This is a genomic window from Streptomyces silvisoli (genome assembly GCF_029269905.1).
Lineage (GTDB): Bacteria > Actinomycetota > Actinomycetes > Streptomycetales > Streptomycetaceae > Streptantibioticus_A > Streptantibioticus_A silvisoli_A.
In genome coordinates this window covers 258,101-269,775 of record NZ_JARJBC010000006.1, presented here as the reverse complement: position 1 = coordinate 269,775, position 11,675 = coordinate 258,101, and the positions used below count along the sequence as shown (strand labels likewise).

Below are 11,675 nucleotides of genomic sequence, written 5' to 3'. Positions count from 1 at the left end.
GCCGAGGCATGCCCCTGTTCGTAATGAAAGATCAGGGACATCTGGTCCCAAGAAACTGACCGGTTCCTCAGTATGGAGGTTGGCGATGTCGACGAAGTCGCATCCGGGTGACGGGCAACACGGCAAGGGAAGCAAGGGCCTGCCTGGCAGCGGCGGTCCGATCGGCGCCCTCGCATTCGTCAGGGGCTTGGTCCGGGGCGTGAGGGCGCTGCGGCGCGGATGAACGAGCTCCCGCTGTTCGAGGACGGGGCCGGTACCAGGGCTGAGGATCCACTGGCCTTGACCGGCCCCGCTCCACGAGTCGACCTGTCGGCGCTGGCACTCCTGCTCGCGCCACCGGCGATGCTGGGCGAGTTCGTACCCGCTTCGCCTTGGCGCGGCCTCGTCCGCGTGCCCACGCCACTGCCGTCTCTCTACCCAGCATCTCTGCCGCGCACCTTCACCGCCGCGGTGTCTCGCCTGGCACGAGGCAGCAACGCCATCGGCGTACTGGTCTCCGGCGGACTGGACTCCCTCGCGGTGCTCATCCACGCGCTGAAAGTGGCCGACGGCCGACGCGTGGTGGCGCTGACCACGGACCTGACCGATGACTCCGGACGAAGCGCGGTCGACGTAGTCTGCGGCCTCCTTCAAGAGCTGAACCTTGCAGCCGAGTTGGTGGTTCTTGACCCGCAGCGAGACCGAGCCGAACCGAGATGGGCCCCCTCCGGACCACGCCTGGACGCGCTTCCCGAGGTGAACGCCGCCGCAGCCCAACGAGCCGCCGACGCTGGTGTCCAGATCCTGTTATCTGGTGACGGTGCGGACGAACTGCTCGGCGTCCCCCGCTTTGCGACCAGCGAGGTCGCTCGCCGACACGGATGGCCGGCGGCGGGTCTCTATGTCCGGGATGTTGCCTCGTCCGGGCCGGGCCTGCCTGGTGAGATTACCTCCCTGGCTGCCAACCTGCTTCCGCGCCGCGCTCGCGCACGTACGTACTGGGCGGCGAACTGGCCCGACTGGGCCGATCCGGTCGGCCCAGCCGTCCTGGCCGAACCGTACCGTCAGCACGCGACAGACTGGGCCAAGCAGTGGGTCGACGCGCAGGTCCAAGCACATGTCGAGGCCGGTCGGAACTGGGCTGCGGCGGACGCACACGACGCGCTGTTCCCCCGCGAGGCGATCCCAGCAGCGGGAGTTCTTCCAGAAGCCTCCCCCTTCCTTACAGAGGAGTTCCTGCAGGCCGCTCTCGCACTCCCGCTGGGGGACCGCTACCACCCCCAACTCCCAAGCGCCTACCTGCGTTGCAAAGCCCAGGTCGTACGGCTACTCCCCAGGGACGCCTTGGACGCGCTACCCCGACACAAGCAGTACTTCACCCATGCACTGGCCAACCAGGCCGGTTCGGTCACGACAGCCCCGCTCAGCGTCGAAGCCGGACTCATCGATCCGGCGGCTTTGGCCGCCGAGCAGGACCCCGCGGTCCTCTTGGTCGTTGCCGCGATCGAGCGGTGGCTGGCCGGAGCCCTCAAGCACGGGGTGCTCGTCGGGTAGGTCTGGGCTCAGGGCTGCCGGACGAAGGAGAAGAGACGGTCGATCTCCACCAGCCCCGCCCGGTCATACATACGATTGGCCGCAGCTCGGCTGCGTTCTGGGTCGTCGGCCGAAGCATCGTCGTCGACGAACAAGATGACTTCTCGCGCCCCCAGGCCCTCCAGTAGGTCCATGCTTGAGCCAAGCAGTGCGCTGCCCAGACCGCGCCGACGTGCTCCCGGCACCGTGCTGATCCACCACAGCACACCGATTCCGTCGACAGGCCCACCAACGGTGGCCTCGGCCAACAACTCGCCACCATCCCGGACCACCAGACGTTTCCCTGGTGGCTCCTCCACGTCGATCGCCTCGTAGTGCGGGACGTGGGGTAGCCCCGTGAGTGGCAGTTGGGCGTGCATGTAGCGCCACAGGTCCCGCCCACGGAATCCTGCGGCTTCCAACGCCCTGTATGTTGCGGGGCGATGACCTGCCGGCAGTCCCTCCAGACCCAGTGTCAACGCGGAGGCGAACTCAAAGGCGTACACGGTGCGTTGCCCTAGCCGAGTCAATGCCCGCTCGACCAACGCAGCCAGCACCTGCGGCTCCTCGCGCCCGTGCATCCAGAGCACGAATCCCGCATTGTCGGAGGGTCGCACAGAGTAGGAAACGACGCCATCCACGCGGCCGTTGCTGTCCAAGACAACATCCGTGGTCGGCGCCTCCAACTCTGCCCACCACCCGCGATCAATCACGGAGTCGCCGGACAACGCCTCGTTCAGCATCTCCGAACCGACCATCGGCTGGCCGAGGATCCGGTCATGGTTCACAAGGTCCAGAACAAGCTCCCGGTCACGTTCCTCGAATGCTCGGACCGCGAGCTCTTGCGACGCATCGAGATTCGTCTCCGCCACTTGACGGGCCCTCCTACGACCGGCTTCGTCTCCTACGGACCAGACTGCCCGACCAATGGAAGCGGCACCACACTCTTGCGCCACTTCAGCCAGTTGGCGTACCAGTCTTCCCCAGCACGGGTCACGATCTTCACCCGCAACAGCCCAACACCCTGTGTGCTGCGCTCTCCTGCGTCCTCGAGGAAGGCTCGAACATCGCGGACATGTTAGATCCACCGTGGCGGCGAACGCATCGGCGATGATGTACGGGGCTCGCCGCGGCACCTCGGCATCTACTGGTCAGTTGCCGTCCAGGACAAGCTACGTGACATCGCCACCGCTTGGTGACACTTTGCCGGGCCGCTCAGGTCACCGACGGGAAGCATCGAGGAAGCTTGCGCCACCTGGAGCGGTGTCCTTGACGCCACGGAAGAGGGATCTACTCGGGCTGGGCACGGCAAGTGGCCTACGACATGCGGAAACTGGTCTCGCTGTACCGGCACCGTGGATTCCCTGTCGTCGCAGAGTTGGATGCACGGGCCGCCGCGTACTTGGCCCGAGTAGATTGAGCACGTAACGGCCAAGGGATCAAGGGGAGTGCATGAAGTCGCTGGAGATCAAGCCCGTCGGCGCTGTCATCGGCGGACGTACCGAGCCCACCGAGGATAACTGGAGTGGCACGGCGATCATCCGGCTCAAATCCGACTTCCCTATCGAGGTTGTCCAGGGACTGGAAGGCTTCTCCCACCTCCGGGCGGCCGGAGCCTAAACCTGTATGCCTGCGGCCCATGCATGCGAGAGCCCAAGTGCGTAAATCCGGCGGCCAGGCCGCCGTCTTGCGGCTCCGCTGCTCGAGTTTGGTCTCGTCCGCTTGCTCGAAGGTCCGGCGCACACTCATCCCCTGGTAGAACGAGCAGTGCGTCCAGAACCTCGACGATCCTCTCGACGACCGGGGCACGATGGCCCCGTCCCTTCAGCGTTGAACTTGACGATTTTCTCCGGCAGTTCGGTGAGCGAGTCGATGCGCATCGTCGTGATCACATCCGCGTCCGGATCGTGCCGCTGGATCGTGCCCCACGGCCCACGCTGGATGAGGGCGGTCAGGAGCCCAGCCTCCACGGCCGGACGGATGTCATTATCAAGCCGGTCGCCGACGTACAGAATCTCGCCCGGCTCGACAGGCGTCGTCTCGATGACACACTCGAAAAACTTCACGTCCGGCTTCGACGCCCCCCATTCGTCACTCGTGGCGATCATGTCAGAAGGAATGTCCAGCCCCCGCAGCAGACCACCAGCCCGCAAAGTCTGGTTTCCGGCGATGCCCACCCACAGCCCCATCTGACGCAGGGAAGCCAACGTCGGCCGCACGTCCGGGTACAGATCACCCTCGCCAAACCACTCCGGCTGCCCGGCAGCCGCACGCTTCTCTCGCTCCTCAGTCAGGTCGAAGCCAGGACGGAACTCCTGGAACGTCTCCCGGTAGTCGCGTCCTTGTGCAATGACGGCCCCAAACATCGCCGCGAAGGTGTGCCGTGGCACCCCCAGCCAGTCGGCCCACGTCCCGTACTCCCGGGTTTCGTCAACAAGGCACTCACCCACGTCGAACACCACCGCACGAATCATGCTCCGCAGGTTAGACGGCCCAACCCGACGGATGAAGCAGTCTTTTTCGACTGCGTCTTGCGTCCAGTCCCTGGCGCGTTCGCCTAGGCCAAACGCCGCGTACGCAGAGCGCCGCCTGCTCCTGCCAGCTGCAACTGCACGTGACGGTCTCATTCACCCTCGTCCAGGAACTGTCTGGAAGGGCAGCTCAACTATCTTTCGACGTCGTTTGTTGGCGAGGCTGAACACAGTGGGATGAGCGTTGGCGACAGGCGAGTGCCGAGAGGCCGGCGCGGACAGCGGCAGCGTTCTCGTCTAGCTCGCTCTGCTCCCGCACTCGCCAATTCGCGCTGATCCGGAAGTCGTCACCCGCGAAGCGGGGGAAGACGTGAAGGTGCACGTGGAAGACTTCCTGGAAGGCGGCCTCACCGTCAGCTAGGGAGAAGTTGACGCCGTCACATCGCAGGTGTGAGCGACGTAGGGCGCGAGCAAGCCTGTGAGCCACTGCCCATACCTGGACGCCGAGGGTCTCTTCAAGGTCCTCCAAGCCCACCGCGTGTTCCTTGGGAACGACAAGCAGATGACCGGGAGTGACAGGTTGGAGATCCATGAAGGCCACGATCGCGTCGTCTTCGTAGACGGTACTGGCCTCAGCCTGGCCTCGCACGATGGCGCAGAAGACGCATTCGTCGCGATCACGGCTCTCTCCCTTGCGTTGGGGAACAGCCCAACGACATCAGAGACCGGGCCGCGTGTGCGAATCGTTTACTAGGCGAAGCGGCGCCGGCATGAGGGCTGTGGCTACGCGACGAATGCGAGAAAGTGTTCGGCTTCCGCTCGCAGCGGCGGTGCAGGCGTCGACATCCCGTCAGCCATGGCACCGTCCGTTCCACCACCCAAAGGTGTCTGCCCAGTCGCGGCACCGCCCTCGGCGCCTTTGCGTCACCACCCCGCCCGCGCGGAACACAGGACCATCATCAGATTATCCACAGGCTGTGGATGGCGTTCGATGCGGCGACGTCTCGTCATCTCCGCTCCGCGATCTTGCCTATTTAGCTCCTCTGACCCTTGTGCGGGCAAAGCTCAGGAAGACAATGACCGCCGCCGGCCACACATCAACGCGCCCCGGCCTGACCGCTGGGAAGCGGACAGCAGTCCAGGGCGTGACACGGATCGCGCGGTCAACGGTGGCGGTCAACCTGCCTTCATGCTCATGGGCGTTCATGAGCGATACCCTCGGCGGCGAGGTGCAGAGGTTGCGCGCCACTCGTAGCTGCCGGCCGAGTGACACGGGTGCGCCGCACGGGTCTATGCCTGGGACGATGTTCTGGTGAGCAGCAACAGTCTGGGGGCATGGCGCCCCGCCCTCCCACAGGAGATCGCCGAGGTATTCCAAGGGGTAGATTTCCCCTGGTGGATCGCCGGAGGCTATGCGATCGAGTTGGCCGTGGGGCGTGAGCTGCGACCTCATGCGGACCTAGACGTGCTCGTACTTCGGCGTGACCATCAGCTGGTGCGACGGCTCTTGGCGGACTGGGACCTGTATGTTGCCGATCCCCCAGGCGTCGGCCAGCTGCGGCCGTGGCCTGTTGATGAGGTGCTCCAGCGCCACCTGCACGACGTCTGGTGCCGCCGAACGCCGGACTCGCCGTGGTCGGTGCAGCTCATGCTCGACGAGGCCGAAGGGGATGAGTGGGTGTCCCGCCGCTGCCCACGGGTGCGGCGATCGCTTTCCCAGCTCGGCCGTGTCACCGCTGCTGGGGTGCCCTACCTGGCTCCCGAGGTGCAACTCTTCTACAAGGCGAAGCAGACCCGGGAGAAGGACGAGATTGACTTTGACGCCATGCTGCCGTTGTTGGAGCCAGCAGAGCGGGCGTGGCTGCTTCAAGCCCTCGACGCCACCGCACCAGAGCATCCCTGGAAATCGAGGCTGCTGCCATCAATTGAAGGTCAGCTCTCCTGACACGGGGACCAACTTGTCCAGCCAGCACTTCGGATTGGTGATCTGTTCGGCGATCGCCGGATTAGTCACCTCAGCGACGGAGGCAGCACCGGGGGCGCGCTCGTCGAGGGTCGGCTGCGATTGTGGGGTTACTTGGCCGTGTCGGGACGGGCTTTCAGGTGTCGCATGAGCGCCTCCAGCGCTGCCCACCCGTCCTGGGAGTGCCCCTCACTCAGTCGGTAGTAGAAGCCCGGCTGGGCGCTTGCACCTAGCTCGACAGGACTTTGCAGTAGCGGTGGACGGCGGGCGTGGTCGAGACCGATTTCCCGCGCCTCCTGCGGCCCCACGACGAACGCGAGCGGCACCGGGGGGCGTTCGAAGTGTGGCGGTGCGGTCAAATCGTGGCGCGCCTCGCGTAGGTGGCAGAGCATGGAGGTCAGGCCGTGTTGGCGCACCAACTTGTCGGCCAAGCCAGCTAGTCCATCGACGGGGGGCTTGTCGTTGGGGCCGTAGCCCGCGGTGAGGATGATTTCTTCTTCTACGCCCTTGGGAGTACGCAGTATCCGCAGCGTGGCGATGGCGGGGTGGTCCGGGCTGCCGACGATCACTGTCCAGGTAGGTTTGGGGGCGCGCTGGTACGCCAGGCTGGTCAGCTGTTTGCGGGACCACGGTAGGGTCGCGGGTTCCGCTGTGCCCCAACCGGCCGGGGGCGCGCCGGTCAGTACCCGCCAGGCGGCCTCCGCGGCGCCGCCGAGTACGAGGTCGGCGTCGGGCCGGTGGAGTGTGCGTATGGTGAGGGCGAGTTGACGCTCGTCGGTGCGTTGGGCTTCGGCGAAGGCGGCGGCAATGGGTGTCTTGCCGTTACTGTCCTTGGCTGGAGCGAAGGCGCCGTCCCGCCACCGCAGGACTGCGCCGGTCAGGCCGTCGTAGTACCCGTCGCGCTCGTCCTGGACGACCCACCGGTCGCGTCGGGCGTGGAGCAGGGTACGGGTGGGCAGGGAGAGACGACAGTGCCCGGGGGTGACGATCTGCAAGCCCCGGTCACTGTCGACGGTGGCCCGTAGTGCCTCGGACAGCCAGCTGGTCGCGGGAATGACAGGCCGGTCTTGGAGGATGACGGCGACGTGGTCGGTGAGCACGTCGACCGCAGGCTGTGCAGCGGCGGGGGCTGGTACGGCTGTGATGGTGGAAGTGTCGACCGGAGTGCTGGGCCCGGTCGTTCCGGGGGCGTTGGGCGGCCAGACCTGACCGCCCAGGAGTGTGGTGAGCCGGGCCGCGAAGGCGCCCGCCAGTAGTTCGGCCTGAGGTATGGCTGTGAAGGCACGGGCTTCGACCCACCATCGGGCGCCGTCATCAAGGCGGGCTCCCAGGAGCCGGGCTGCCTCGCCCGGTACTTGCAGGGGCAGCGGCGCCTCGATCGAGACCAATGGTCGGCCCTGCTGATCGCAGAGCTGGATCACGGCCCCTTCACCAGCCGTCCGCACCTGCAGCTCCGGGCCACCTGCCAGCAGTCCTGCCAGAACACTCCATGCGTCGGGCATGCGCTCAGTGAGCGCAATGACGTCCTTGGTCACCGGTGGCTTTCCTCTGTTCGCCTTTATCGCATCGGCGAGGTCTCTGCTGTTGTGGGCGGGCGCGGCAGGGCTATTCGTCGCGCATGAGTTTGACCACGCCGGCGGTGACCTCTGCGTTGGCAATCAACCGCGCGACCTGGATGGGCAGGTTACGGAACTCCTCCATCACCAGGTCGTACGGGTCGAGGTCGTGTGCGCTGCCATCAACGGCAGCGACGCGAAGCATGTAACGAAAGCCCCTTGACTTGGAGTTGTCCTCGACCTTGACCCACTGGGCGTAGTGCCGCTGGATCATGACATCCGCGAGGTACGAGGCAAGGTCAGCGTGAAGAGTCACCCAGTCCGACTGCTCGAACTCATCGAGCGGGAGCCGGTTGACGTAGTCCTGCAGTGGTCCCATCAGGTTGAGGACGTCCCGCTCGTAGTCCGGCTGGGAAACACCGAGCATGTCGGCGATGCCGACCGCGTTCTGGTGCCCCTGCTCTGCCCACTGGGCAAGTTCTGCCGACGGGTCGTGGGCGTTGTCCTGCATCCTGTGGCCTTTCAGTGGTGTTCGACGAATACTATCCCGGCCTTCGTGAGGTACTCACGCAGCGCGGGAGAAGGACCTGCGTGCAGGAACGTCCAACGTGGGTCATATCCCGGATCCTGTCTGCGCAGGGCTATGTCCTTGTGGATCTGTTCCCGGATGTGGTCGGTCAACGGTACTTCGACACGTGTGGGCGTGAATTCGCCTGGAGCGACCTCGACCATTCTGTACTGCTGGTACATCTTGACTTCGACTGCCAGTGTGCGGCCGTCAGGAAGGTGGACGGGAACGTCGACTTTACGGCCGCCTCGTGCGGTCACCGGGTACTCCGGGTCTTTGTTCGTAGCCACGGGGTAGTGGGTCTCCGGGTCTCCCCCGTACATCTCGCGAACGTGGTCTTCTGCTTGGGACCATCGGGTGCGCTTGTCCCGAAGGTTACGCAGGTCCTTCAAAGACAACCGAGCCTTGCCGGGAGGCAACTCACTTCGGGACGGGGGTGCCTCCAGGGCCGGCCGCTCGTGCCCGTGTGCGCCGTCGTGGCCACTGGCAGGGTCATGGCTGCCTGTCTCAGCAGGGTCGGTGTGGCCGTCTTCGTGAGCGGCATGGTTTTCGTGCGATGGGGCGTTGTGGCCTTGCGGGGCGTGATGGGCGTCGCCGTGTCCTCCGCTGCCATGACCAGATCCGTGGGATTGGGAGGGCAGTTCGGTGCTGTGTCCTCCGGTATGAGCTGCGGAGCCGTCTGTGGGGAGTGATGTCTCAGCGGCTCGACGGCCGGTTGGCGTAGCCGAGTTCTCCATGGTTCTGCCGTCTGCGGCGTGTGCTGCCCCTGGGCGCGCTGTAGTCGCGTTGTCGGCGTGGCTTACTCCTCCGCCCGCGTGGGCGAGGACGGGCTTGTCGGCATGGACTGCCGTGTGGGGGTCCGTTGCGATCTGTTGATGTGCGATGCGGTCGTCGGCTGGGGCCTCAATGGGGATGGGGTCCTGGTGGGGCGTGCCGTCGGGCTTCAGCATCGTCCCGTCGTGGTGGAGGATCGTGCCGTCCGGGAGTCTGAGCGAGCTGTTGGGGAGCGTGACGGGCGCCTGGCGTGGGATGTGTTCGCTGGTGCCGTTGAGGAAGTCGGTGTAGGTGCCGGAGTGGAGGTTCTTCATTCCGGCCATCAGGTCGCCGACCTTGATCTTGGTCGCGCTGGCGGCCTTGTTGATGTAGGTCATCGGGTCGACCAGTTCACCGGCTTTGCCGAGTGCGCCCGCCACTTTGGCTGCGGTACCTACTCCACCGGCTTCGCCTGCCTTGGCCAGTGCGCCGACCCTGCCCAGCTTGAGCAGGGTGCCGGAACCAACCGTGAGGACGTTGAAGGCGACGGTGCCCACCGCTCGTGTCGGGTTCTTGCCCCACTCGTCCCAGGCGACCAGGGACTTGCCAAAGTCCCGCAACGCCTTCTTCTGCCGGTCGGTGTCGCTGTGGTCGGTCGGGCCGAACGCCTTGTCCAGGGCCCAGTTGTAAGGCGTCATCACGTACGCGCTGACTCCGCCGAAGACCGCGCCGATACCGCTCCACGTCTTCTTGAACGTGTCCCAGTCCCAAAAGCCCGCCATGTGACCGATGCCCTTGAGCATCTCCCAGCCGCCGTCGACGAAGAAGCCGCTCACTAGGCTGCCCACGTGGTCAGTGGTCCAGTGCCAGGCCGCTGCCCAACCGGTGTACTCGCGTTCGTCCACCGTGCCCCAGGGCGTCTTGTCTGCCTTGGCGGCCTCGTTGGCGTTGAAGCCGTACATGCCCGGCTTGTGCGAGCCATCGTCCACCACGAAGTGGGTGCCACCGCTGTACAAAGATGTGATCTTGTCGGCTGTGGTGCGCTCCGCATCCTGGAACGCGCCCCACACTCGCCCTACTTCATGGACCAGATGAGCATTCTGATCGATTTTGGACTGGTCTTTGCGCCAGTTGTGGTCGCCCTCGACTGACTTGCAGAACGCCGCGGCCCGAGTTCTGAGTTGGTCGAGTTCGTGGACGAGCGGTCGCGCGGTACTCGCGAAGTCCGACAGCGCGCGGCTGACGGTCTCCAGCTTCGTGGCGAAGTGGGCAGCGCCATCCCGCACCGGAACGGTCGTGGCGAACAACTGCTCCGCCTCCGGCGCGGAGTAACACGACGACAGGCCCTGGAACTTGCTATGGACGTCCCCGCCCGTGCCACGGATGTCGGACGCGGCCTTCTTCAGTGTGCCCGCGTCCCTCTCCAACTGCTCGAGATCACCGGTGAACTCCGGGATGCCTGCAAGGTCGATCACTCGGCCTGACCGCCCTTCCCCATCAACCTCTCGGCGACCTTGTCCAGGTGCGCGGCATCAGGGGCCTTGAGGGTCTCCTGCTGAGCCGTGGCGGCCATCTGCAGATCACCGACGTCGTACGCCATGGCGGCCAGCGCCGCGCCCTCGATCGACTCGGCCGACCGAGCTGGTAGAAACTCCAGATCCTTCATCATGCGGCTGGCGAACTCGCCGAGCGCCGCGCCCACCGGACCAGGCGTCCCGTCCTTGGGCTTGCAGCCGGGAAGCATCGTGCCTGCGGACTTCGACGCGCTCTCCACGGCGTCGCCGTACGCCGTGAACTCACCCTTGAACTCTCCCGCGACGTCACCAGTGTTCTTCAACACGGCACGTACAGCATCGACATGAATGTCCCAACGAGACACAACGCCCACCCCTCTGGCCCCCGCATAGCGACGAACCGCACAACATCCAAGCCACACACACGCTGACGCCACGCTGGCGGCTGGCCCACACTCATGGCGCCGCGTTCGGGCTCTCCGTCGTCCAAGAGCGTCACCTTGCCCTCACGCCTGCTTGGCGCAGGCGCTCAAACTTGTCTATCAGCACCGCAAGTACGAACACAAAAGGTCCGATCGCCCTGAAAGAGGATCAGCCAACCCCAGCGTTGGCCCGCGACGAGACATCGCTAACGTCCCAGCAGCTCAAGCGTGCGAGCTTGGATCGACACCCGCCCCTGGGGAGTGTTCCGGGCACGGCCGAGCGTCGTCGGCCGGGACGCTGGAAATTCCGGGCCAGGGGCGGTCCGGCGATTGCTACCGTTGATTCCTTATGCATGATGCCCGCGCCCGGGGGCGTACCGACGCGCCGGAAGATCTGTTCAAGACCAGCGTCGCTGACCGCGAATGTTCCTCATCCCGACGGCCGAGGTACCGCTGACCAACCTCTACACCGACGAGATCGCCCCACCGGCCTAGCTGTTCCTCGGGCTCACCGCGCGCACACCGTGCTTCCGGTCCGAGGCCGGCTCGTACGGCCGCGACACCCGCGGTTTGATCCGCCAGCACCAGTTTGCCAACGTCGAGATCGTGTGGATCGTCGACCCGGCAGACGCTGACGCCGAGCTAGAGAAGATGATCGGCCATGCCGAGGCGTGCCTGAAGGAACTCAGCCTCGCCTGCCGCGTAGTCAAGCTGGCCGCCGGTGACAGGGGCTCCTCCGCCCAGCTCACCTAGGACATTGAAGTCTGGATCCCGAGCTAGAACACCTACCGCGAGGTCTCCTCGGTCTCCAACCTCGGCACCTTCCAGGCCCGCCAGGACGCCACTGACAATCAACCGGGCGTCGAGGCAGAGAAGC

The 11,675-nt window shown here is 65.5% G+C and carries 9 protein-coding genes and 3 pseudogenes; 4 read left to right on the top strand and 8 right to left on the bottom strand.

Features of this window, described 5'->3' with window-relative positions; genetic code table 11:
- Positions 1-219: 219 nt before the first annotated feature.
- Positions 220-1,533, top strand: a complete 1,314-nt coding sequence (locus P3G67_RS12885; protein WP_276093570.1) for an asparagine synthase-related protein — start codon at positions 220-222, stop codon at positions 1,531-1,533.
- An 8-nt stretch (positions 1,534-1,541) separates the two neighbouring features.
- Here the strand turns inward: P3G67_RS12885 and P3G67_RS12880 are convergent, their stop codons facing one another.
- A complete protein-coding gene (locus tag P3G67_RS12880) occupies positions 1,542-2,423 on the bottom strand; it encodes a GNAT family N-acetyltransferase (RefSeq protein ID WP_276093569.1) in 882 nt (293 codons plus the stop codon).
- A 580-nt stretch (positions 2,424-3,003) separates the two neighbouring features.
- Here P3G67_RS12880 and P3G67_RS12875 point away from each other — a divergent pair.
- Positions 3,004-3,171, top strand: a complete 168-nt coding sequence (locus P3G67_RS12875) for a hypothetical protein (RefSeq protein ID WP_276093568.1) — start codon at positions 3,004-3,006, stop codon at positions 3,169-3,171.
- Between the two features lie 125 nt (positions 3,172-3,296).
- On the opposite strand, the gene P3G67_RS12870 is transcribed toward P3G67_RS12875, so the two are convergent.
- The 3 genes and pseudogenes from P3G67_RS12870 to P3G67_RS12860 all read right to left on the bottom strand — a co-directional run.
- Positions 3,297-4,025 carry an HAD family hydrolase gene (locus P3G67_RS12870; RefSeq protein ID WP_276093567.1) on the bottom strand — a complete coding sequence of 243 codons (729 nt, stop codon included), beginning with the start codon at positions 4,023-4,025 and terminating at the stop codon, positions 3,297-3,299.
- A gap of 187 nt (positions 4,026-4,212) precedes the next feature.
- A pseudogene (locus tag P3G67_RS12865) lies at positions 4,213-4,680 on the bottom strand (HIT family protein); the annotation flags it as partial.
- Positions 4,681-4,805: 125 nt separating this feature from the next.
- Positions 4,806-4,918, bottom strand: a pseudogene (locus P3G67_RS12860) (IS5/IS1182 family transposase); the annotation flags it as partial.
- A 416-nt stretch (positions 4,919-5,334) separates the two neighbouring features.
- Here P3G67_RS12860 and P3G67_RS12855 point away from each other — a divergent pair.
- Positions 5,335-5,967, top strand: a complete 633-nt coding sequence (locus P3G67_RS12855) for a nucleotidyltransferase domain-containing protein (RefSeq protein WP_276093566.1) — start codon at positions 5,335-5,337, stop codon at positions 5,965-5,967.
- A gap of 128 nt (positions 5,968-6,095) precedes the next feature.
- Here the strand turns inward: P3G67_RS12855 and P3G67_RS12850 are convergent, their stop codons facing one another.
- The 4 genes from P3G67_RS12850 to P3G67_RS12835 form a co-directional block, all read right to left on the bottom strand.
- Entirely contained in the window at positions 6,096-7,520 is a 1,425-nt protein-coding gene (locus tag P3G67_RS12850) for a DUF6177 family protein (protein WP_276093565.1), read from the bottom strand.
- 70 nt (positions 7,521-7,590) lie between these two features.
- Positions 7,591-8,052, bottom strand: a complete 462-nt coding sequence (locus P3G67_RS12845; RefSeq protein WP_276093564.1) for a hypothetical protein — start codon at positions 8,050-8,052, stop codon at positions 7,591-7,593.
- An 11-nt stretch (positions 8,053-8,063) separates the two neighbouring features.
- Positions 8,064-10,337, bottom strand: a complete 2,274-nt coding sequence (locus P3G67_RS12840; RefSeq protein ID WP_276093563.1) for a hypothetical protein — start codon at positions 10,335-10,337, stop codon at positions 8,064-8,066.
- Positions 10,334-10,741, bottom strand: a complete 408-nt coding sequence (locus P3G67_RS12835) for a DUF6507 family protein (protein ID WP_276093562.1) — start codon at positions 10,739-10,741, stop codon at positions 10,334-10,336. Before P3G67_RS12835 ends, P3G67_RS12840 begins: the two co-directional genes overlap by 4 nt.
- 445 nt (positions 10,742-11,186) lie before the next feature.
- On the opposite strand from P3G67_RS12835, the pseudogene P3G67_RS12830 reads away from it, so the two are divergent.
- A pseudogene (locus tag P3G67_RS12830) lies at positions 11,187-11,575 on the top strand (aminoacyl--tRNA ligase-related protein); the annotation flags it as partial.
- Positions 11,576-11,675: the final 100 nt, after the last annotated feature.